The 23,807-nt window shown below is 69.3% G+C and carries 11 protein-coding genes and 2 pseudogenes; 5 read left to right on the top strand and 8 right to left on the bottom strand.

Going from position 1 to position 23,807, the window contains the following annotated elements; translation table 11 throughout:
* Position 1: 1 nt before the first annotated feature.
* On the bottom strand, positions 2–1,906 hold the full coding sequence (locus IEY86_RS03700) for an anthranilate synthase family protein (RefSeq protein WP_189130000.1): 1,905 nt from the start codon (positions 1,904–1,906) through the stop codon (positions 2–4).
* Between the two features lie 440 nt (positions 1,907–2,346).
* Between IEY86_RS03700 and IEY86_RS03695 the strand changes: the two genes are divergently transcribed.
* From IEY86_RS03695 to IEY86_RS03685, 3 genes are all read left to right on the top strand, one after another.
* On the top strand, positions 2,347–6,504 hold the full coding sequence (locus IEY86_RS03695) for a LamG-like jellyroll fold domain-containing protein (protein ID WP_308425097.1): 4,158 nt from the start codon (positions 2,347–2,349) through the stop codon (positions 6,502–6,504).
* A 123-nt stretch (positions 6,505–6,627) separates the two neighbouring features.
* Positions 6,628–13,461 carry a polymorphic toxin-type HINT domain-containing protein gene (locus tag IEY86_RS03690; protein WP_189129998.1) on the top strand — a complete coding sequence of 2,278 codons (6,834 nt, stop codon included), beginning with the start codon at positions 6,628–6,630 and terminating at the stop codon, positions 13,459–13,461.
* Positions 13,430–13,918, top strand: coding sequence for a hypothetical protein (locus IEY86_RS03685; protein WP_229698126.1), 489 nt, complete (start codon positions 13,430–13,432; stop codon positions 13,916–13,918). Before IEY86_RS03690 ends, IEY86_RS03685 begins: the two co-directional genes overlap by 32 nt.
* 317 nt (positions 13,919–14,235) lie before the next feature.
* Here the strand turns inward: IEY86_RS03685 and IEY86_RS03680 are convergent, their stop codons facing one another.
* Positions 14,236–14,721: a hypothetical protein gene (locus tag IEY86_RS03680; protein WP_189129997.1), complete on the bottom strand. Its 486-nt coding sequence runs from the start codon at positions 14,719–14,721 to the stop codon at positions 14,236–14,238.
* Positions 14,722–14,896: 175 nt separating this feature from the next.
* Here IEY86_RS03680 and IEY86_RS03675 point away from each other — a divergent pair, with 175 nt between their 5' ends.
* Positions 14,897–15,853 (top strand): XRE family transcriptional regulator, encoded by a 957-nt coding sequence (locus IEY86_RS03675; RefSeq protein ID WP_189129996.1) that lies wholly within the window; start codon positions 14,897–14,899, stop codon positions 15,851–15,853.
* A 122-nt stretch (positions 15,854–15,975) separates the two neighbouring features.
* On the opposite strand, the gene IEY86_RS03670 is transcribed toward IEY86_RS03675, so the two are convergent.
* From IEY86_RS03670 to IEY86_RS03630, 4 genes and pseudogenes are all read right to left on the bottom strand, one after another.
* On the bottom strand, positions 15,976–16,794 hold the full coding sequence (locus IEY86_RS03670; RefSeq protein WP_229698125.1) for an Ig-like domain-containing protein: 819 nt from the start codon (positions 16,792–16,794) through the stop codon (positions 15,976–15,978).
* A 135-nt stretch (positions 16,795–16,929) separates the two neighbouring features.
* Positions 16,930–17,070: pseudogene (locus IEY86_RS37975) on the bottom strand (hypothetical protein); the annotation flags it as partial.
* A gap of 181 nt (positions 17,071–17,251) precedes the next feature.
* A pseudogene (locus IEY86_RS36155) lies at positions 17,252–20,899 on the bottom strand (Ig-like domain repeat protein); the annotation flags it as partial.
* Between the two features lie 249 nt (positions 20,900–21,148).
* Positions 21,149–22,078 (bottom strand): hypothetical protein, encoded by a 930-nt coding sequence (locus IEY86_RS03630; protein WP_189129994.1) that lies wholly within the window; start codon positions 22,076–22,078, stop codon positions 21,149–21,151.
* A gap of 267 nt (positions 22,079–22,345) precedes the next feature.
* On the opposite strand from IEY86_RS03630, the gene IEY86_RS03625 reads away from it, so the two are divergent.
* Positions 22,346–22,453 (top strand): tetratricopeptide repeat protein, encoded by a 108-nt coding sequence (locus tag IEY86_RS03625; protein WP_189129993.1) that lies wholly within the window; start codon positions 22,346–22,348, stop codon positions 22,451–22,453.
* 72 nt (positions 22,454–22,525) lie between these two features.
* Here the strand turns inward: IEY86_RS03625 and IEY86_RS03620 are convergent, their stop codons facing one another.
* Both IEY86_RS03620 and IEY86_RS03615 read right to left on the bottom strand, forming a co-directional pair.
* Positions 22,526–22,954, bottom strand: coding sequence for a DUF397 domain-containing protein (locus tag IEY86_RS03620; protein WP_189129992.1), 429 nt, complete (start codon positions 22,952–22,954; stop codon positions 22,526–22,528).
* Positions 22,938–23,762: a helix-turn-helix domain-containing protein gene (locus IEY86_RS03615; protein WP_189129991.1), complete on the bottom strand. Its 825-nt coding sequence runs from the start codon at positions 23,760–23,762 to the stop codon at positions 22,938–22,940. Before IEY86_RS03615 ends, IEY86_RS03620 begins: the two co-directional genes overlap by 17 nt.
* Positions 23,763–23,807: the final 45 nt, after the last annotated feature.

Genomic DNA, 23,807 nt, shown 5'->3' with positions numbered 1-23,807 from the left:
TTCAGCCCACCAGGACCCCCGAGAGCATCCGCGTCACGATCCCCGGACCGTCCAGGGTCAGCACCGACTCCGGGTGGAACTGCACGCCCGCGAAGCCCGCGCCCCGCATCGCGTGCACATCGCCGGTGACCGGATGGCGGCTCAACTCGACCCCGGCGGGACCGGTGTCCTCGCACCTGGCCGTGAACGTGCTGTAGAAGCCGACGGTCTCCCGGACCCCGAACAGGTCGATCTCCTCCTGCGCCCCCTGGAACGGCACCGCCTTGCGCACCAGCGCCATCCCCATCTCGGCGGCCATCAGCTCATGCCCCAGGCACACCCCCAGCAGGCCGTGCCCGTGCTCGGCCAGCAACTCCCGCGTGAGCGGGCGCAGCAGGGCCATCTTCGGGTCGTCCGCGTCGGCGGGGTCGCCGGGGCCGGGGCCGAGCACCACCGGCCCGCGATGCGCCCTGGCCGCCTCGATCGCGCCCGGCTCGTCGTACCGGCGCACGGTCACTTCGAGGCCCGTCGAGCGCAGGAGGTGGGCGAGCATCGAGGTGAAGGTGTCCTCGCAGTCGAGCACGAAGGCGTGCCCGGTCAGCGGACCGGGCCTGTCACCGGTGTGCAGCTTCAGCCAGAACGGGGCGAGCCCGGCCCGCCGTTCCGCGAGCGCGGCGCGCACCCTGGGGTCGTCACCGAGCCTCGGCGGCGCCTCCGAGCGGGGCCCGGCGGGCCGCACCCCCAGCGCGGCCAGCACCCCGGCCGCCTTGGCATGCGTCTCGGCGACCTCGGCCCGCGGCTGGGAGTGCCGTACGAGCGTCGCCCCGACCGGCACCCTCAGCCCGCCGTTCGCGTCGATGTCGGCGGTGCGGATGAGGATCGGCGAGTCCAGGGTCTGCGCCCCGCCCGCGTCCCGTCCGATGAGCGCCAGCGCCCCCGCGTAGTAGCCGCGCCCGCCCGGCTCATGGCGCTCGATGACCCGGCAGGCGTTCTGCACGGGGCTGCCGGTGACGGTGGCCGCGAACATCGTCTCGCGCAGCACGTCCCGGACATCCCATGAACTGCGGCCGCGCAACTCGTACTCGGTGTGCGCGAGGTGCGCCATCTCCTTCAGCCGCGGGCCGACGACCTGCCCGCCGAGGTCGCCGACGGCGCACATCATCTTCAGCTCCTCGTCGACCACCATCGTCAGTTCCTCGGCCTCCTTGGGGTCGTCGAGGAACGCGAGCAGGTCGTCGGCCGTAGGGCCGCCGGCGGGATAGCGGTAGGTGCCGCTGATCGGATTCATGGTGACCGTGCCGCCCGTCATCCGCACATGCACCTCGGGGCTGGCCCCGACCAGCGTCCGCTCCGCGGTGTGCAGCAGAAACGTCCAGTAGGCGCCGCGCTCGCCCTCGAGCAGCCTGCGGTAGAGGGAGAGCGCGGTCGCGGCGCCGAACCCGGGCAACTCGCCGGTGAAGGTGCGCCGGATGACGAAGTTGGCGCCCTCTCCGCGCCCGATCTCGTCGGCGACCACCCGCTCGACGATCCCGGCGTACTCGTCGTCGCCGACGTCGAACGAGCCCCCGTCGACGGTCACCGGCAGATCGGGCAGCGCCGCGACCAGCGCCTCCAGCGCCGCCTCGTGCACCTCGTCGGGCCGCAGCAGGAGCAACGGCGTGCCGTCGTCGCGCGCGTCGAACCCGCGCTCGCGGATCTGGCGGAAAGGAATGACGGCGAGCGCGTCCGCGGCGCCGTTCCCGTCGCCGGGGGCGCCGCAGGGAAGCGGGACGTCGGCGAGGCGCTCCACCTCGCAGACGGCGCCGATCAGCACGTCGACCGTCGCACCGTCCTCCCGCCCCGGCCCCCGTCGCCGGAGCAGGGCGAAGGGCGGCGCCTGCGGCTCGAGCAGGCGGCGGACGAGGTCGTGGGGGTTGCTTGGCGGCATGGCAATGTCCTTCCAGCGGATGGAGGGACGGCCGCTCCCGGAAACCACGAAGGCCGCCCCTGGGGGCGGCCTCGGATTCGCTTCGGATACGTGCGATCAGCGGTCCGCCATGGGAGCGGACCACCACCAGTTGCGATTCACGGGCACGTACATGGAGCGCAGCATAGCGGACGGTACCTTCCCCGGGCTGCCGCCCCTGGGGGGAGGACGCATCTGGCCGGAAATGGTTTAAACCAATATTCGTGATGGACGGTGAGTGATCGTGCACATAAAGTGTCGATTCGTGGTCACTTAGTGATCGCTTCAGAACACCCTGGGGAGGGGTGTGGGTGGGGGGAATCGCGATGAGTCGTGCCGTGACGCGGCTGCTCGGTGTATCACTCGGTATTGCCCTGGGGACGGGACTGATCCCAGCGGCGCCTCGGTTCGCTGGAGTTCCATTGCAGCCGACCGCGACGGCCGCCGAGGCCGGGGCGCAGGACAACGGCGGGACGGCGGTCTCCGAGAGCGACGCCCTGGGCCGGGCCCGGGAGAGCGGGCGCAACGTCGAGGTCGGCTCGTTGCGCAGCGAGTCGGGCGAGGTGTACGCCACTCCAGACGGCGACCTGGAGGCTGTTGAGCACCTGAGACCCGTGCGCGCCCGGGTCGGCGGAGCCTGGAAGGCCGTCGACACCTCGCTCGCGGTGCGCCCGGACGGCTCCGTCGGGCCGGCGGTCACCACCGTGGGCATGGAGTTCTCCGGCGGCGGGGACGAGCCGCTGGTCCGACTGCACCGCGCGGGCCGGGAGTTGGCGCTGTCGTGGCCAAGGCCTTTGCCCGAGCCCGTACTGGACGGAGCTACGGCCACGTACAAATCCGTCCTGCCGGACGTCGACCTTCAGGTTCGCGCGGACGTCGACAGCTTTTCCCACTTGCTGATCGTGCGTACCGCGAAGGCGGCGAAGAATCCCGGCCTGGCTCGGCTCCGTCTGGCGTTCGGCACCGAGGGGCTCGAGGTGCGCGAGACCGGTCAGGGTGGTCTGGAGGCGGTGGACAGCGGCGCGGGCGGCGCCGTGTTCGACGCGCCGGCTCCCCTGATGTGGGACTCCAGCACCGGCGCCGGATCGAAGCCGAGTGCCAGGCAATTATCCCGGTCATCGGCCGGGGGTGAGCGGGTGCCCCCCGGTCCGGGGGACGCCGCCAAGGTCGCGCCGATCGATGTGGACATTCCGGCGGGTGGCAAGGAGCTCGTGCTCACTCCGGACCAGGACCTGCTGACCGGCGCGGACACGCACTACCCGGTGTACATCGACCCGCAGTGGAACTCACCGAAGACATCGGCGTGGACCATGGTTTCCCGCTACTGGGCGGCGTCGCCGCAGTGGAAGTTCAACGGTGACTCCGACGCGGGAGTGGGCTACTGCGGTTGGTACTACTGCGAGCCTTACGACACGAAGCGGCTGTTCTACCGGATCCCGACGTCGAAGTTCAGCGGGAAGACGATCCTGGACGCGACCTTCGTCGTCAAGGAGACCCATTCGGCGTCGTGCGACGGCAGAGCAGTGGAGCTGTGGCGGACCAAGGGGATCTCCTCGTCCACGACGTGGAACTCCCAGACGGAGTCGGGATTCTGGACAGACCGCCAGGACACCCGGGATGTCGCCAAGGGATTCAGCGCCGACTGCCCCGGTGGCACGGTGGAGTTCTACGCCATTGACGCCGTCAAGTACGCGGCTTCGCACGGTTCGGCGTCGACCACCTTCGGCCTGCGGGCGAGCAGTGAGACGGACAAGTTCGCCTGGAAGCGCTTCTCGGACGATGCCTGGCTCCGCGTGCGGTACAACCGCCCGCCGCCGCAGCTGAGGACCGGACAGCTGTCGATGTCGCCCGGCGGGGCCTGCGCTTCGCCGGAGAACCCCAAGCAGGTGAGGTCCCGGCCCAAGGTCACGGTGAGCGACGTCAGCGATCCGGACAAGGACCCGGTCGCGGTGCAGTTCCAGGCCTCGTGGTCCGTCAAGGACAACGGGGGATGGAAGGCACGCTGGACCTCGCCGAGGACGGCGAGCGAGAAATCCGGCTCGGACTTCACCATCACCCTGCCCGCCGACATCCCGAAGGATGTGCGGGTGGACTGGCACGCTCGTTCGTGGGACGGGGGGAACTGGTCTCCCTGGAGCTACGCGGGCAAGGCGACCGGCTGCAACTTCGTCATCGACACCTCGGTCCCGGAGGGCCCGACCATCGTCTCCGGGGACTTCCCGGAGTCCAACCCGAGGGATCCGGAGGACCCCTGGTACGACGGGGTGGGCAAGTACGGCGCGTTCACGCTGGATTCGGTGGCGCCCGATGTCGTGGAGTACCGGTTCGGCGTCAATGGCGACCCCTCGGCCAAGAACAAGGTGTCGACGGCTCAGGGCGCGGCCAGGACCGTCGAATTGCTGGCCAGGAAGCCAGGTGTGAACTTTGTGCGGGCGCAGGCCTTCGACGACGCACACATCGGAAGCGAGATCGTGCAGTACAGCTTCCGGGTCAAGGCCGGCCAGCCGGAGCGCGCCATGTGGAAGCTGGACGACGACACCGGCGCCAAATCCGCGAGGGGCACGGCCGGGGATCGCCGGGCGGAACTGAACGGCGGTGCCGAGCCAGGGGCCGCCGGGGTGGTCGGCAGCGCCGTGGCTTTCGACGGAGTGAACGACTACGCGTCCACCGACATCCCGACGGTCGACACATCGGCCAGTTTCTCGGTGTCGGCATGGGTGAAGCTGTCGAAGATGCCCGACACGGCAGCCGTGGTGGCGGCCCAGCCGGGAAACCACGGTCCCGGTTTCGAGCTGTACTACTCCCAGTCCTACGACCGATGGGTCTTCAACCAGTACACGGCCGACAGGTCCGACGCACAGATCGTCCGGGCGATGCGGAACCGGCCAGGCGGGGCCGCATCAGGAGCCTGGACCCATCTGGTCGGCACCTACGACTCGGTGGCGGACGACCTGTCGCTCTACGTGCAGGGCGAACTGGTCGGCTCGGCGCACTACGCGTCACCGTGGGATGCGCGCCGAGGCCTGCGGATCGGGGCAGGTTCCTACGACGGGCGTCCCGGATCGTTCTTCCCCGGCTCCATCGACGAGCTGCGCATCTTCGACAAGCCGCTGTCGGCGGACCAGGTGTCCGATCTGTACGCCAAGAAGCCGGTGTCCGGGCGTCCGGCGCGTGCGGTGTTCACGATGGACGAGTCCTCCGACTCGACCCGGATCGCCGGGACCGCCGAGGTCGACTCGGCGGTCCTCAAGGGCGGAGCCAAGCCGGGCGAGGACGGTGTGGACGGGCAGGCACTGACACTGGACGGCGTCGACGACTACGCGACGACGGGCACGGCGCAGCTGAACAACCAGCGCGGTTTCGCTGTCTCCGCATGGGTGCGACTGCCGCGGAACAAGCCGGACCACTCGGCGGTCGCGGTAACGCAGGCGGGCGAGCACAAGTCGGGGTTCGAGCTGTACTACTCCTCGGCCTACGACCGGTGGGCCTTCAACCAGTACTCGGCCGACTCCCCGGACGCGACACCGATCCGGGCGATGCAGGACAAGGACTCCACCGCGCGCGCAGGCAAGTGGGTCCACCTGGTGGGAGTGCACGACACGGTGGCCGGGCAACTCACCCTGTACGTCAACGGGGCGCCGGCCGGCTCGGCGGAGGTGCCGTCCACCTGGTACGCCGGGGGACAAGTGCAGATCGGCGCGGGCTCGTACGAGGACTCTCCGGGGTCGTTCTTCCCCGGCCGGATCGATGACGTTCGCCTGTTCGACCGGGTGCTGTCCGAGGACGATGTGCAGGCCCTGTTCAACCAGCACCCGGATGTCGAGGGGCGTTGGAAGCTCGACTCGGCGACGGGATCGCCGAAGGTATCCCCGGACGCCGTCGCACGCGACGACGACAGGCATCCCGCGACCTTGCACAACGGCGCCGACGTCGGCTCGGGCTGGGTGGATTCGGGCGCACTCGAACTGGACGGCGTCAACGACTACGCGGCCACCTCGGGAGCGCCGATCCACACGGACGAGTCCTACACGGTCACAGCCTGGGCACAGGCCCCCTCGGGACGTCCGAAGTCCTCAGGCACCGTACTGAGCCAGGCGGGCTCGAGCACGAGCGCGTTCGAGGTGGCGTACGTGGTGGACTCCGACGGCGTCGGGCGCTGGGAGATCACCGTGTCGGAGCGCGACAGCGTCACGTCGAAACAGACGACCGCGGGCAATCCGTTGTTCGACGACTGGGGAGCGTCCGGCTGGAACCACCTGGCAGTGGTGTACGACGCGTTCACCGACGAGGTGCGGCTGTACGTCAACGGGCATCTACAGGACGCATTGTGCACGGACACCGACGACGGCAGCGGATCCGTGTGCGGTGACGACGCCTCCTGGGCGGACGACGCGCTGTCGTTCGATGCGACGAAGTCGCTGCAGATAGGCCGCAGCACGAACGGCACGGACGGACGTGACTACTGGTCGGGGGCGATCGACGACGTGTGGGCATTCCAGGGAGCGCTGGACGAAGAGCAGGTCCAGTACCTGGCGAACGGCATGTCGGACGTACCGACGAAGGTCCCGAACGTCGGATAGCCGCGGGTCCGCGCGGCCGGGGAGCCGGGAGGGCGTGGACTCGCGCAGGTATGGCATCAGGACGGATCGTGCGTGCCGCAGTCCTCAGGGGCGTGGGGCGGGGTGGAAGGAATCAGCGAGGGCATGGGCAGAAGCGTTGGTGCGAGGGCCGGGTGGGCCCTCGGTGGGGTGAGGCGCCGATTGGCGTTGGCGGTCGCGGTGGTGCTGCTCGGCACCGGACTGCAGGCTGTGAGCGAGGGGCCGGCCTCGGCAGCCGATCCGAGCACTTCCCGTCCGAAGCTCCCGGCGGCCGAGAAGGCACTTGCCGGGCACAACGGCAAGGTCCTGCCGCGCAGGCGCAGCGCCGGGCCCAGGGTTCCGCAGCGGGCGCCCAAGGCTGCCTGGCCGGAGCCCGGCACCGCGACCGTTTCGGTGCCCGAGCGTCGGCGGACGAAGGCGGGCGAGGCCGCCCGCTCGTCGGGGGCGAAGGCCGGGGACCTGCCGCTGACCGTGCTCGCGCCCCGGAACGAGCGGGGAAGGAGGAAGGCCTCCGCTTCCGTCCTGCCGGCGGTGGACAAGGTCACCGTCGCGGTCCTGGACCGCGACGCCTCCAGTAGGGCGGGTGCGGCTGGTCCGTTGGTCACCCTTGAGCGCGCCGACGGGGTGGACAAGGCCGGTGGTGTCGGTGTCGAGGTGGACTACCGGGGCTTCGCCGAGGCCTTCGGCGGTGCGTACGGCTCGCGCCTGAGGCTCGTGCAGCTGCCCGTGTGCGCCCTCGTCACACCGGACAAGCCCCGGTGCCGCCGGGCCACTCCCGTTGCCTCCTCGAACGACTCCGAGGACAAGGCGGTCAGCGCGCCGTCCCTGCGACTGGGAGCTTCGGGCCCGACGGTGCTCGCCCTCACGGCGGCTCCGGAAAGCAGCCAGGGCGACTACAAGGCGACCTCGCTGTCGCCCTCGGCCACCTGGCAGACCTCGCTGAACACCGGCGCCTTCGCCTGGTCCTACGACATGCCGGTGCCCCAGGTGCCCGGCGGGCTGGTCCCGAACGTCGGCCTGTCGTACTCCTCGGACGGGATCGACGGCCGTACCTCGACCACGAACAACCAGGGAGGCTGGGTCGGCGACGGCTTCCAGCTGTGGCCGGGCTTCATCGAACGGCGCTACAAACCGTGCAAGGACGACGGGGCACCGAAGACGGACGGCCAGGACCCGGCGGATCTGTGCTGGGGCTACGACAACGCCACCATCAGCTTCAACGGCAAGGCCGGCGAGCTGATCCCCGCCGGCAAGGGGGTGTGGAAGCTCAAGGACGACGACGGTACCCGTATCGAGCGCCTCGACAGCAGCAGCCGCGGCAACGGCGACAAGGAGGGCGAGTACTGGCGGGTCACCACCACGGACGGCACTCGCTACTACTTCGGCTACAACCGCCTGCCCGGCTGGGCGTCGGGGGACGAAGCCACCGACTCCACCTGGAACACCCCCGTCTACGGCAACGACGCCGGCGAGCCGTGCCACGCGGCCACCTTCGCCGACTCGTGGTGCCAGCGCGCGTGGCGGTGGAACCTGGACTATGTCGTCGACCCGCACGGCAACGCGGTCGCCTACTACTACACCAAGGAAGGCAACTCCTACGGCCGCGACCTCAAAGCGACCGACGACACCCCTTACACCCGCGGCGGCCACCTGGACCGGATCGAGTACGGTCTGCGTTCCAGCTCGATGTACGACACCAAGCCACTGGCCAGGGTCGACTTCTCCACCGCGGAACGCTGCCTCCCGCAGACCGGTGTCACGTGTGCCGCGGACACCATCGACGACAAGGCGAGGTACTGGTACGACACCCCCTGGGACCTCAACTGCAAGTCGGGCACGAAGTGTGACAAGGGCCGGTACGCCCCGACGTTCTGGTCCCGCAAACGTCTGACGAGTGTGACGACAGAGGTCCGGCAGGCCGACGGCACCTACGCGGACGTGGACACCTGGAAGCTCGGCCACCGCTGGGGCATGGCGGACATCGACTACCAACTCCTGCTGGACTCGATTCAGCACACCGGCGAGTCCGCCTCGCCTGCCATCACCCTTCCGAAGACCACATTCGTCTACACACAGGCACCCAACCGCCTCGACCTGCCTAACGACGACACCGCCCCGTTCATCATGAGCCGGTTGTCGACGGTCGACGACGAATCGGGCGGGCAGATCGACGTCAACTACTCCTCCGCGGCGTGCGACGCGGGCAATCTGCCCAAGCCAGAGTCCAACAGCACCCGTTGCTACCCGGTGTACATGGAGGCGTCGGGCGATCCCCACCCGACCCTTCAGTGGTTCAACAAGTACGTGGTCGACTCCGTGACCACCACCGACCGCACGGGCGGGGCAGCGGGCGGAACCACGCAGTACTCGTACCTCGACGGGGGCGCCTGGCACTACGACGACGACGACGGCCTGACAAAGGAGAAGTACAAGACCTGGTCCACCTGGCGCGGCTACGGGCATGTGCGCGTGAGCACCGGCAGCCTGATCAAGAAGATGACGCAGGAGGACCACTACTTCCTGCGCGGCATGGACGGTGACAAGGCCGCGGCCGACGGCGGCAGCAAGGACGTCACCGTCGACGACGGCGAGGGCACGAAGCTCACCGACCATGACTCGCTCGGTGGATTCGAGTACCGGAGCGAGCAGTACTCCGCTCCCGGTGGCAAGGTCCTGGCCAAGACGGTCAACCACCCCTGGCACCACCGGACCGCCGAGCGGATCCGGTCCTGGGGGACGGCAACGGCGAATCTGACCGGCGCCGCCTCCGCCCGTGCCTTCACATCGCTGGACGACGGCGCAGGCAGCCGCTGGCGTCAGACGCTGGTCAAGACCGACTTCGAGGACACCGCGGGCCGAGCCGTTGAGGTCGACGACCTGGGTGACACCGCCTCGTCGTCCGACAGCCAATGCACACGGACCACGTACGTCGACAACGCCGCGGACTGGGTGCTGGACTCCCCCGCCCGTGTCGAGACCGTCGCGAAGTCCTGCGACGACACCTCCGTCGACCGCTCCAAGGACGTGCTGTCCGACGTGCGCACGGCCTACGACAAGCAGGACTACGGAGCCGCGCCGACCGACGGAGACGTCACCCGGACCGCCACCTTGAAGTCGCACGACGGCACCAAGGCCACCTACCTCGAGTCCGGAGCGACCTACGACAGCTACGGACGGGCCCTGACGGGAACGGACCTGACCGCGACCGTCACCGTGGACGGATCGGCCGCACCCGTGCGCACTCCCCGCACCGACGGCAGGACCACGACCACGGCCTACACCCCGGCCACGGGCCTGCCGACCACCGTCGGGGTCACCGACCCGCCGGCCAAGGCCGGGGACGCCTCCACGGCGTGGACCTCCACCACCACGCTGGATCCGGTACGTGGACAGCCGACGTCGAAGACCGACCCGAACACCAAGCGCACCGACCTCACCTATGACGCGCTCGGCCGTTCGGCAGAGGTCTGGCTGCCGAATCGCTCGAAGGCCAACGGAGAGAGGCCCAACTACGAGTTCACCTACACCGTGGCCGAGGGGGACGCGGTCGCGGTGGGCACGAAGTCGCTGACGAACACGGGCACCCAGAAGACCTCCTACACCCTGTACGACGGTTTCCTGCGTGAGCGCCAGACCCAGGCCCCCGGCCCCGAGGGCGGCCGTCTGATCAGCGACAACTTCTACGACGAGCGCGGCCTGACCGCCAAGACGTTCGCCCCGTACTACGCCGAGCACACTCCCTCGGCGACGCTCTTCTCTCTCGACGACGCGGTCGACGTGGAGACGCAGACCTGGTTCACCTACGACGGCCTGGGCCGGCCCACCCAGCAGAAGCAGGTGGCGGGCAACAGCGACGCGGGCAAGGTCCTGTCCGTCACCAGGACCGACTACGACGGCGACCGGGTCACCGTGACCCCGCCCGACGGCGGCACCACCACGACCACGCTGTCCGATGCCCGGGGCAGGGCGACCGAGCTGTGGCAGTACCACGGCGCCGGCCCCACCGGTCCCGCGGACAAGACCGTCTACGACTACACCCCGGCCGGACAACTGGCCAAGGTGACCGACCCCGCGGGCAACTCCTGGTCCTACACGTACGACCAGCTCGGGCGGCAGACCGCCGCCAAGGACCCCGACAAGGGCAGGACGACCAGCACCTACGACGACCGTGGACAGCTGACCTCGACCACGGACGCGGGCGGCAAGAAGCTCGTCGACCTGTACGACGGTCTCGGGCGCAAGACCGAGCTCCGCAACGGCTCGGCCACCGGCACCCTGCGCGCCAGGTGGACGTACGACACCGTCTTCGGTGCCAAGGGCCTGCTCGCCTCGTCCACGCGCTACGACGGCGGCAATGCCTACACCACGGCCGTCAACGCCTATGACGGCCTGAACCGGGTGACCCGGAGCACCACCACGATCCCGGATGACGAGGGTGCGCTGGCCGGCTCGTACCAGACGAACACGCGGTACAACCTGGACGGGACGGTCCAGTCCACCGGCTACCCGGCGGCGGGCAGTCTCCCCGGCGAGCCCCTCGTCCACACGTACGACGACACCAAACGGCCGATCAGGCTGTCGGGGGAGAGCACCTACGTCACCAGCACCTCCTACAGCTACACGGGCAAGCCCCTCCAGTACGAACTGGCCGCGGGAGGCAAGCGGACCTGGGTGACCAACACCTTCCAGTGGGGCACCCAGCGCCTGGCCAACTCACGGGTCGACCGCGAGGACGTGCCGGGCGTGGACAAGTCCTCGTCGTTCGCCTACGACGACATCGGCAATATCCTGTCGCTGTCGGACGTCTCCCGTGAGGGCACCGACACCCAGTGCTTCACCTACGACCACCAGCGCCGCTTGACCGAGGCCTGGACCCAGTCCACCACCTCGTGCGACGGACAGCCCACGAAGCCGGCGATCGGCGGCCCGGCGCCGTACTGGCAGTCCTTCACGTACGACGTCGTCGGGAACCGCCTTGCGCAGACCCGGCACGACCCGTCCGGTGACAGTGCCAAGGACATCAAGCAGACCTACACCTACCCGGCGGCCGGCTCGCCGCAGCCGCACACCCTGTCGAAGGTCGACACCGTGGGGCCCAACGGCAGCACGGCGCAGGACTCCTACACCTATGACGCCGTGGGCAATACCGCCACACGCACGATCGGCGGGGACAAGCAGTCGCTGACGTGGGACGAGGAGGGCCACCTCGCGACACTCACCGAGCGGGACCCCGACAACACCACACGCACGACCAGCTATCTCTACGACGCAGACGGAAACCGCCTGATCCAGCGCACGGACCAGGCAACCACCCTGTACCTGTCCGGCCAGGAGATCTCCCAGGCCAAGGGCAGCAGCAAGGCGAAGGCGACGCGCTACTACGACCTCGGCGGCGCTCAGGCGATCCGCACCGACGACAACAAGCTCTCGTTCGTCGTCACGGACCACAACGGCACGGGCGAACTGGCCGTCGACTCCGCCACGCAGGCCCTCAAGCAGCGCCGCTCCACGCCCTTCGGCGCCCCGCGCGGTGCCACGCCCAGCGGTTGGCCTGGGCACAAGGGCTTCATCGGAGGCACCCAGGACACCACGGGGCTGACCCACCTGGGCGCCCGCGAGTACGACCCGTCGATGGGCCGCTTCGTCAGCGTCGACCCGGTCATGGACCTGTCCGACCCCCAGCAGATCAATGGCTACACCTACGGCAACAACAACCCGCTCAGCTTCAGCGACCCGAGCGGAATGATGTTTCCGGAGTGCAGCGGCAGTTGGGTCTGCAAGGACGGCACAAAGCCGGTGGAACAGACTGGCAACAATGTTCAGAACAAGTCCGACCAGGCCGTCTATCACTCCAACTACGTGCAATGGCAGAAGGGGCGGCCCGCCTACAGCAGCGCGGTGCTTTTCCGGCTGACCAACACGCTGACCATTGGAGAGGCCAACGAAGCGCGCAGGCGGAAGGACCTCGCCAGCGGCGTTCAGGGGCCGATCACCACGATCGTTCGCACGCTCGCGCACATCTTCAATCCCATCGCCAGCGGCAGGGACTGCTCGCACGGGGATGTCCTGGGATGCGCGGCGTTGGTTCCGTGGGCCAAGCCCCTGAAGCTGGTCCGCGAAGCCAAGTTCCTCCGCAAGGCGTCCGACGAGGCCGAAGATGTGGCCAAGGCATGCCGGAACAGCTTCGTCGCGGGAGTGAAGGTACTGGCGGCTGACGGTGCGAAGAAGCCGATCGAAGAATTGCGGACTGGTGACAAGGTCCTGGCCACCGATCCGAAGACAGGGAAGACCCAGGAGCGGACCGTCGTCGCGACCATCGTGACGGACGATGACAAGTCCTTCGTGAAGCTCACCGTCGCCCACGCCGGCAAGAACGCTTCGATCGTCACCACGAGACACCACCCGTTCTGGTCCGTATCCCGACACAAGTGGGTCGACGCGGGCGACCTGGCTCCGGGCACCACCCTGCGAACGGACAAGGGCGCCACGGCCGTTGTACGCCGCGTCGGCGGTCTGGACACCCACCGCAGAACGTACAACCTGACGGTCGCCGAGTTGCACACGTACTATGTGCTGGCAGGGCAGACTCCGGTCCTGGTTCACAACAGCAACTGCGACCTTCCGGAGGGATACACTTCTTCCCCCGCGCTCAAGGGTGACCCCTACCATCCGGACACGGTGGCTGAGCGCAGTCGGCAGAGTCGCGAGCTGTACGCCGGGACCATGGCCGATCGGGCGGGCGCACTTGGGTACCGAACAAGAATTCCCGCGCAGAGAGCGCCGTTCAATTCGCATGGCCAGGTCGTCTTCTCCAACGGCAAGAACTACATCACTCCTGATGTCGATGGCCATAACGTGACGGACGGCTGGAAGATGTTCAACCGCAGAGGGCAACGGATCGGAACCTATGACCAAGACCTCAACTACCTCAAAGAATAGTGGATTCTCAATCGAGGTGATTGACGATCCGCTTTCGGGGGGTGCGGCCCCGTCATCCTCCGAGGCTGTCGCCAGGATCAGGGTCGGCAGCTTCACGGAGACGTTCATGATGGCTCTGAGCTTCTGGTCGGTGGATGGATACCGTCGAAGCTGGGAGAGTGCCCTGAGGGAAATCGAATGCTCCGAGAAGGCGACCTCTTGTCTCATTGCTTCGATCACTGATCCGGCAGTCAGTAATTTCATCTCCTGCTGGCCTATGTATCGAGACGGGGATGTGATCCACGTCCAGAATTCGCTCATCTTCCTGGATGAGCTCGATGAACCGTTCGACCCGCAAGAGCCGTGGCGGTACGTAGAGCCTCACCGTGAAGTCGACGAGGACGGGCATCGCATCTCCGAGTGGGTGACGAGCGCGTCCGAAGTGCGGCAGTTCCGCGAGTCCGCCTGGGGCTTGTGAGGGCACGCAAGCGCAAATGTGAAGCCCCGCCAGATCGTTTCTGGCGGGGCTTCTGCACGTCGTGACGGCAGTAGCTGAGGCAACGTCAGCGGACGAAGGCGGCGCAGGGTGGCCAGGGTCTTGGTGGGCAGCGTGGTGAGCCCGCCCATGCTGGTGGCGGCCTTCGCCTGGCGGTCTTCTCATCGGAGCCGATTCCTCGTGGGCTCGAGGAACTCGGCCAGGAACTGGGCGATGAAAGGTCCGACATGGGCCCAGGCCCCGAAGGTCGCCCCCCGTGAAAGCGGCCTTCGGGGCCTTTGGCTTCCCCCCGGTGGTGGCTAGAAGTGGATCCAGGTGTCGCTGCTCGGGGTGCAGTCGATCTTGCCGGAGCTCTTGTCGTAGCCGCAGGCCTTGAACCAGCGGCCGTTCACGTTGTTCGAGCCCAGGGTGTACTGGTCGCCGCCCGAGGTGATGTAGGCGTATCCGGCGTTCGCGGGGCGGCCGCAGCGGTGGTAGTTGGCGCCGCGGTCGTCGGACCAGCGCAGGGAGGCGCCGTCGCCCACGCTCGCGTTGTAGATCTTCGCCCACACGATGAGCGTGCTCCCGATGTAGCCGTACTTCATCTGGAGCACCGCGTCGGTGTCGTTGCCCACGCCGGTCTCCTGCGAGGCGACGTGGACGTCGGTGGCGTTGTTGGGGTTGTAACCGCCCCCCGCGCAGGCGTTGTTGATGGGGCCCGCGGGACTCGCGACGGCCGGGGCCACCGCGGTGACGCAGGCGGCCGTAGCGGCGGCGAGCGAGAGGACCGCACGACGCTTCAGCATGGTTGCTCCTTGTCGGTAGTGCGCTTGCTGGCCCCGCCGATGCTTCTCGGGTGGGTAAGGCGTCGGCAAGGAAACACCCCTGTCCCGGACAGTCCCGGACAGGCCGCGACTGTCCGGGACAGCAGCCGGGTACGATCCACCCCCGGCAGACCTCCCACTGATCCGAGGGTTTTCCATGTCCTCTCCCGATCCCCGAAAGGCTCGGAACGCGGAGGAGTTCGTCGCCGCGATGCGGCACTTGAAGGGCTGGTCGGGGCTGACGTACCGGGAACTGACCGCCCGTGCCGAGGCGGCCGGGGTGGTGCTGCCGCGAAGTACCGTCGCCGGAACGCTTTCCCGGAACGCGTTACCGAGGCCGGAGATGGTCGGCGCGTTTGTCCGGGCCTGCGGACTTGGGGACGCCGAGGCCGCCGTGTGGAACGAGACCCGGGCGTTGATCGCCTCCGGCCTCGTCGAGCAGGCCGCCGATGGCCCCGCGGTCCCCGAGCACCAGGGGATACCACCCCGGCGCATCGGGCTGCTGGTGGCCGCCATCCTGGGTGGGGCCGCCGCCGTCGTGGCGATCGCCGTGCTGATCGTGGCGGCGGGTTCCGGGAGTTCCGGCAGCACGGGCGGCGCCGCACCGGACACGTCGCCGTCCCCGTCCTACAGCCCCGGCGCCCTCCCGGCACCGGGCTCGTACCGCCTCCAACTCGCCTACTCCGCCTTGTGCTTGTCGGAGCGGCTCGGCCAGAGCAACGGGCGCCTGTATCAACTGCCCTGCGGACCGAGCGTCCCCCGGTTCTCGTTGAAGAAGCTGGGCGGCGACCGCTGGCGCCTGGTCACCGACCACCCCGAGTTCGGGCCCGGCTGCACGGGTGTGCACGGCATGAGTACCAAGGCCGGAGCGCATCTCGAGGACGACTACTGCGGCGACCGGGGCAACGCGGAGGTCTTCCGTCTGGAGACCGTCATGCACCCCATGGTCGGCCTGCGCCTGCGTCCGGTCCACTCCGAGCTGTGCCTCGGTGTGAAGGGCGCGTCCACCGACCAGGGCGCCGAAGTGCTCCAGCTCGCGTGCGACGACAGCGCGGGCGAGGTCTTCCGCCTGCTGCCCGATCTCAGGGGGCCCGGCACCGCCGCTCTGCGCTGAGCGCCATGTCGGCAGAGGGTGACCGTCGGCGGCGCCCAACCGCGGTTCACCACCGCGCCGCCGAGCGCGGTTCGGCGGTAGCGGACCTCGCCCCGCCGCGCCCGCCCCCGCGCGCCGGGGCGTCAGTTCGTCACCTGCTGCGTCGTGCTCCCCGCGGAGGACGCGTAGTTGGCGTCGCCGTTGAAGTTGGCCGTGACGGTGTGGGTCCCCTTCGGCAGGGGATTGAACGACGTGGAGGCCGTGCCGTTGACGAGTGTCGCCGTCTGGGGCGCGCGCCCCGGGATGGCGAGGGTGACCGTCCCCGTCGGAGTGCCCGTGGCGGGGGCGACCGGGGTCACGGTCTCTGTGACGGTCACCCGGTCACCCGTCGAGGAGGGGTTCGGCGAGGAGACCACGGCCGTGGTCGTGGAGGCCTTGTTGACGGTCTGGGTGTCGGTCCCGCTGGAGGTGCCGTGGCTGTCGCTCCCGGTGTAGGTGGCCGTGGCGGTGAACGGACTCCCGGTCGCGGCCGTGTACGCGTGGGTGATGGTCGCGATGCCGCCGGACAGCGTCGCCGTGCTGTTGCCGGTGCCGTCGCCGAAGCTGAAGGTGACCGTGCCGGTCGGAGTACCCGACCCGGAGGAGACGGTCGCCCTCACGGTCACTGTCTGGCCGGTCACCGAGGGGTCGGGGGTCGTGGTCACCGTGGTGGTGGTCGCGGTCTTGTTGACGGTCTGGGTGTCGGTGCCGCTCGAGGCGGTGAAGTTGGTGTCGCCGCTGTACGTGGCGGTGATGGGGAAGGGGCTGCCGGTCTTGCTCGTGTAGATGTGGGTGACGGTGGCGGCGCCGCCGGTCAGTGGCGCCGAGGCGGTGGGGCTTCCGTCACCGAAGCTGAAGGCGACCGTGCCGGTCGGAACTGCGGCCCCCGGTGCGGTCGAGGCGACGGTGGCGGTGACGGTCACCGACTGACCGGCTCCCGAGGGGTCCGGTGTGGAGACCACGGCGGTGGTGGTGGCCGCCTTGTCGACCGCCTGGGGGGCCGTGGCGCTCGAGGCGGTGAAACCGTCGCTCCCGTTGTAGGTGGCCGTGACGGTGTACGGGCTGCCCGAGGTTCCGCTGAAGGAATGCGTGACCGCCGCGGCTCCGGCGGTGACCGGCGTGGTGACGGGTGCCGTGCCGTCGCCGAAGGCGAAGGTGACCGTGCCGGTCGGCGTCCCGGCTCCGGGAGCCTGCGCCACGACCGTCGCGGTGAATGCCACCGTCTGACCTGTTGCCGAGGGATTCGGCGAGGAGACCAGGGCGGTGGTGGTGGCCGCCTTGTTGACGGTCTGGGTGTCCGTGCCGCTGGACGCGGTGAAGTCGGCGTCGGCGTTGTAGGTGGCCGTGACGGTGTACGGGCTCCCGGACCTGTTCGAAGTCGGCGTCGCCGCTGTACCCGGCGGTGACCGAGTAGGGGTTCCCGGAGGCGGTGTAGGAGTGGGTGGCCGTCGCCGTCCCGCCGATCAGGGAGCTGGTCACGGGTGCCGTGCCGTCGCCGAACTCGAAGGTCACCGTGCCGGTCGGGGTGCCCGAGGCGGGCGGGACGGACACCACGGTCGCGGTGAACGTGACCGCCTGGCCGACGACCGACGGGTCCGGTGCGGAGGTCACCGTGGTCGATGTGGTCGAGACGCTCACTTCCACGCGCTGGGCGGTGGTCCCGGACGACGCGGCGAAGTCGCCGTCGCCGCTGTAGGACGCGGTGACGGTGTAGGGGCTGCCCGCGGTGGCGGCGTAGGCGTGCGTCGCCGTTGCCACACCGTTCGAGACCGGCACGGTGGCGGGCGTCGTGCCGTCGCCGAAGTCGAAGCCGATCGTGCCGGTCGGCGCCCCCGCGCCCGGTGGCACCGGTGTGACCCGCGCGATCAGTGTCACGTTCTGGCCCACCGCCGAGGGATTCGCCGATGAGATCACCGTGGTGGTGGTCGCGGCCGGCGCGACGGTGTGGGAGACGGTGTCCTCGGACGGGGTGAAGTCGGCGTCTCCGCTGTACACGGCCGAGATCGTGTACGGGCCGCCCGCGTGGGTGTAGGCATGGGTGACCGTCACCGTGCCGCCCGCGAGTTCGCCGGTGACGATCGGTGTGCCGTCGCCGAAGTCGAAGTCGACGTGCCCTGTGGGGACACCTGCCCCGGGCGCGAGGGGAGTCACGGTGACCGTGACGGTCTCCCCGGTCACGGACGGGTCGGGGATGGCGGTGACCGTGGTGCTCGTCGAGGCCGGTTCGACACTGTGGAGTCCCGTGTCGTTGGACGCCGTGAAGTTGGGGTCACCGCTGTAGGTGACGGTCACGGGGTACGGGCTGTGCGCCGCGCTGGTGTAGGCGTGCGTGACATCCGCGGTGCCGTCGGCCATAGGCGCGGTGACGGTCGGTGTGCCGTCGCCGAAGTCGAACGTGAAGGTACCGGTGGGCGTCTGCGCCCCCAGCGGGACGGTGGCGAGGGCAGCGGTGAAGTCGACCGGCTGTCCGGTCACCGAGACGGAGGGTGAGGCGCTGACCACCGTGGTCGTCACGGCCGGGAGCACCACATGGATGTCCGTGCCCTCGGAGGGGTTGAAGTTCTCGTCGCCGCTGTAGCCGGCGGTCACGGTGTACGGGCTGTTCGCCACGTCCGGATCGGTGTGCTCGAACGTCGCCGTGCCGCCGACGACGGGCACCGTGACGGGCGGGCTTCCGTCGCTGAACGCGTAGGTCACCTCTCCCGTCGGCGTACCGGCCGCCGGAGCCTCGGGGGTGATCTGGGTGACGAACGTCGTCTCCTGGCCCACCGTGGAGGGATCGGGCACGGAGGCGACGGCGGTGGCGGTGTCGGCGGTCTGGACGGTGTGGGTGCCGGTGTCGCCGGAGGCGGTGAAGTCGGTGTCGCCGTTGTAGGTGGCGGTGACGGTGTACGGGCTCCCGGCGGTGTCGGCGTAGGCGTAGACGGTCTCGGCGGTGCCGCCCACGAGTTCGGCGGTCGTGCCCGGTGTGCCGTCGCCGAAGTCGATGGTGACGGTGCCGGTGGGCAGGCCGGCTCCGGGAGGGGCGGCGGTGACGGTCGCGGTGAAGGTCGCCGGCTCTCCCGCCACCGACGGGTCGGGCGCCGAGCTCACGGTTGTCGTCGACGAGGACTGCGCCACCGTCGCACTGGCCGTCCCGGTGGCGGACGAGAAGTCGGCGTCGCCGCTGTAGTCCGCGGTGATGGCGTACGGGCTGCCGACGGTGCCGGTGTAGGCGTGGGTGGCCTGGGCGGTGCCATCGGTGAGCGGTGCGACGACGACCGGTGAGCCGTCCCCGAGGTCGAAGGCGACGGTGCCGGTCGGGGTGCCTGCCCCGGGCGGGACGGCGGTGACCGTCGCCGTCACGGTCACCGGCTGTCCGGCCGTGGAAGGGGCGGGGGCCAGGCCGACGGCGACGCTGCTCGTCGCCTGACCGACCGTCTGGGTGTCCGTGCCGGTGGAGGCCGTGAACTCGGCGTCGCCGCCGTAGTCCGCGGTGACGGTGTACGGGCTGCCGGCGGTCTGCGTGTACACGTGGTCCGCGGTCGCGGCGCCGCTCGTCAGCGGCAGGGTGACCGTCGGGGTGCCGTCGCCGAAGTCGAAGGTCACCGTGCCCGTCGGCGCACCGGCTCCGGGCGGGACGGGAGCGACGCGCGCGACAAAGGTGACCGGCTGACCGGTCTGGGACGGGTCGGGGGCGGAGACCAGCGAGGTGGTGGTCGGTGCCGCCTCCACGGCCTGGGTGTCCGTCCCGGTGGAGGGCGTGAAGAACACGTCGCCGCCGTAGGTGGCGGTGATGGCCCAGGGGCTGTCCGACGGCGCGGAGTAGGCGTGGACGACCGTGGCGGTGCCATCGGTGAGCGCCGTGGTGACGGCGGGTGAGCCGTCCCCGAAGCCGAAGGTGACGGTGCCGGACGGCGTGCCCGTCGTGGGCGGGACACCCGTCACCACCGCGGTGAAGGTCACCGGCCCGCCGACGAGGGCGGGGTCGGGTGCGGAGGTGAGGGCCGTCTGCGTGGGCACCATGTAGCCGAAGGCGTCGGGGACCGTCACGGTGCCCCCGGCAGTGGTGACGGTGATGTCGGCGGGCCCGGCGACCCCGGGCGGCGTCACCACGACGACGAGGGAGTCGGAGTACGAGCGGAAGGACCTCGCGGGGGCACCGCCTACGGTGACGGCGGTGACGCGGGAGAGCCCGGTGCCGGTCAGCAGGAGTGTGCTGTCGCCCGCGATCGGCCCGGTGGCCGGGGTGACGCCGGTGACCTCCGGTACGGGCGCGTAGGTGTAGAACAGCCGGTTGCTCACCCCGCCGACGGTCCTGACGTGGACGGGGACGGTACCGGGACCGGTCGCGGGGGGAGCGGTCACGAGGAGGTGCTGGTCGGAGACGGCCGTGGGGTGCGCGACGGCGTCGCCGAAGTGCACGACGATCGCCGTGCTCAGGTTGACGCCGGTCAGCTCGACGATGGTGCCGCCGCCGATCGGCCCGGTGCTGGGCAGGATGCCCCGCAGGCCGGGCCAGGGGATGTAGAGGAAGGAGCCGATGCGCGCGGTGCCGCCGGGAGTGGTCACCGTGACCGGTACCGCCCCGGCGCCCCAGGGGGTCACCGCGACGATCGTCGAGTCGTCGAGGACGGAGAAGCCGGCCGCCGGGTGGCTGCCGAAGTGCACGGCGGTGGCGTTGGCCAAGTGCTCCCCGATGATGGTCACCAGCGTTCCGCCGCTGTACGGGCCCTGGTTCGGGAAGACCCCGGAGAACCCGTTGAAGAGTTGCGGTGGGTCGTCGTCGGCCGTCCCCAGGGGCACCGGTGCCGGCAGCGGCGCGTTCGCCGTGGCGGAGAAGGGACCGGCCTCGAGCACCGCCAGCACGCCGCTGACCTCGGCCTCGGTGCACACGACCAGCCGGTCGGGGGCCGATCGCGCCACCAGCGGGATCGGCGCGTGGAGTGTGCGCACGATCCTGTGGGAATCCGGTTCGACGATCGCGAGGCAGTCCCCGCCCTGATCGGTGACGATGACAAGCCCGCGGGGGCGGTACGGCGTCGGCATGACGGCTCCACAGCAGCCGCGAGGCCGGAGGAGCGCTCGGCGTGGAGGCATCACACGGGATGCTCCGTATTCGAGTGGGCGCCTTCCACTCCACCGGAAAGGATGGGCGGCCCACCGGAATAGGACGGATTCAGTAACCCATTCCGGTGAATGCGAAGGCAACACTCCTGACCCGAGGTCACCCGAACGGAGGAGCGGGGGAGCCGGGGGAGAGCCCCCTTCCGGGATGCCCGGAAGGGGGCGGAGGCTTCAGCGCGTGGGGCTCTGCCCCTGCTGTGTCTGTGTCTGGGTCTGGACGGCCGCGGCCGGAGGCTGCGAGGACGCCGAAGTCGAGCGCTGGGCCTGCCCGGTCGTGGCCCCGGGGGATCTCAGGGCAGCGGCGCTGGGGATGCCCCTTGTCACGGGGGTCTGCTCGTTGAGGGCCTTGAGGGTGTCGCCGTAGTGCTGGACGTTGAGGATCTGCTGGGCCCTCTGGTCGTAGAGGACCCCGATGAACTCGTACCTCTGAAGAATCGGGTACTGGCCCACGTCGCTGGCCAGACCCGGTGTGTCGGTGTTCTGGAGCTTGTTGTCGGCAACCGGCCCGTCGAATTGCCTGTGCGGGCCGTCGAACGACCATTGCGCGCCCTGGCGGACCTCCTCCCCGGCATACTGCCATTCAGCATTTTCGAATGCCTCGTTGACCAGTCCGCCGACTCGTTCGAGAAACCGGTCGTCCGGCTCGCCCTTCTGCTGACCTGCTCCCCTCAGCTGAGTCGTCTCGAAGCTCACATAGCCAGGAACCGTGACACCGATCTTCAGGTCCTGGTTCGAGACATCGCTGTTGACCCTGGCCGCTTTCGCGAAGCGGATGTACCTGACGTCCTCCGGGTCCCTGTCCTGGATGTCGAAAGTCGTCTTGTGGGTTACGTTCACCTTGCTGCCGAGACCGATGAACGGGGACGGTCGGCGGCCAGGCTCCCCCATGTCGAGCTGCGCCTGAACCGCCTGGGGCGCCCGCGCCATCGCGCCGAGCGACTCCACGAGATCGTCCGGCAGGCGGAGTTCCTCGTTGCGCGCGCCCCTCGTGATGTCTGTGCGGGTCCGCATCTGGTGGAGACTGGCCACGACGTCGGCTTCCGGAGTGACCGGGCGCGGCGGTGGGGCGGACGTGATGTCGGGTTCGGGGCTGGTTGTCATGGTAGTCCTTCCTCGCTGCTCTGAGTCCTCGCGGGTTTGGGCATGCTCCGGAGTACCGGACATACGAACCACGCGATTCAGCGGAAAGGAGTTCAACGGCCTTGTCGGGCAGCGGAGGCCAGGTGATTCGGCCGCAGGCCGAATCACTGGTGGCGGGGACGGACGGCGTGCAGGACTGACGCTCGAACGACGTGACGAACCGGATGGCCAACGACGCGGACCGGGAAGCCGACTGGGAACGGCGGCTCGCCGAACTGTGGGCGGGCGATGGACGACTTCGAGCGGGACGACCATGGAGCGTCGGCTCCGCGTCTCCCGAGGTACAACCGCTCCATGGCGAACTACGCCAGGGCGCTGCTGAGGCCGGAGGAGTAGACGCCTACCAGGGCCGAGGCTGTCCTCCTCGGGCGCCTCGGCCACCGTACAGCGGACAGCCCTGCACCGGGGTCAGGGGAGCGGGAGTTCGCCGTTGGCGGCGGCGGTGACGAAGGCGGTGAACGCGGCGTGTGTGAAGGTGAGCGCGGGACCACTGGGGTCCTTGGAGTCACGGACGGCGATGGTGCCTTCGACGCTCGCGACCTCCACGCACTGGCCGCCTGTGTCGCCGCTGTGGCTCGACTTGCTCCACTGGGCGCCTGTCAGCGCGGCGACCTCGACGCACTCGCCGCCCTGGTCGCCGCTGTAGCTGGACTTGCTCCACTGGGCGCCTGCCAGCGCAGCCACCTCGACGCAATCGCCGCCTTTGTCATCGCTGTAGCTGGACTTGCGCCACTGGGCGCCTTCCAGGGCGGCGACCTCGACGCACTCGCCGCCGGTGTCGCCGCTGTAGCTGGACTTGCGCCACGCTGCGGCAGTCAGATCAGGGGTGCTCCCCATAGCGCTCCTCCATCACCTGGGCAATCAGCTTCGCCGAGTCCTCGACCGGGAGGGCAGAGGCCTGCAGGAGATCGTAGCGGAGCGAACGATCCCTCATATTCGCCGGATTGAAGGTCATGTGACCCCGGTCGTAGTCCTCGGTGTAGACGATGTCCGGCTCCTCCTCGAAGCGGAGAAGCGTGAATGAGCCCATTAGTCCCGCGTGGGCCCCTCCTTCGAAAGGGAGGATCTGGACGTTTACGTCCTCCCTCTCGCGGAAGCTCAAGAGGTGCGCGAGTTGCCCTCGCATCACTTCTCGGCCACCGATGGGACGATGGAGCACGGCCTCATCAAGGATGATCCAGACGAGAGGCGGGTTTGCGCGGTCCAGGATGCGCTGGCGCTCCATTCGAGCCTCTACTCGTTCGGCCAGCCGGTCCTGAGTCACGGCTCCCAGAACAGCCCTCGCGTACTCCTCCGTCTGGAGCAATCCATGCACCAGCTGCGCCTGGAACGTCGCGATCGAGGTGGCGATCGCCTCTATCTCCGCATACGGCTGGAACCAATACGGGAGTTGGCTCCTGCTCACCAGCTTCCACAGCCTCAGCAGCGCCCCTCCCGTCCCCAGCGCAGCGTCCAGGCGCTCCGTGATCTGGCGCGTCGGCGCCTTCCTCGCCGTTTCGATCTGGCCGATCAGCGAGCCCGTGCAGAACACGATCCCGCCTAACTGCTGGAGGGTGAGGCCCGCGTCCTCGCGCATGCGGCGCAGTTCCGCGCCGTAGTACGCCAGCGGCGAGGATCCGGGGTCGAGTTCGCGGATGTTGGTCATGGCTTCCCCCTTGTTCAAATCCGCTCAGCAACGTTGAGCAGGGTT

Source organism: Wenjunlia tyrosinilytica (genome assembly GCF_014646055.1).
Lineage (GTDB): Bacteria > Actinomycetota > Actinomycetes > Streptomycetales > Streptomycetaceae > Wenjunlia > Wenjunlia tyrosinilytica.
Note: the sequence above shows the minus strand (reverse complement) of the source record. Positions and strands in the feature narration are given on the sequence as shown.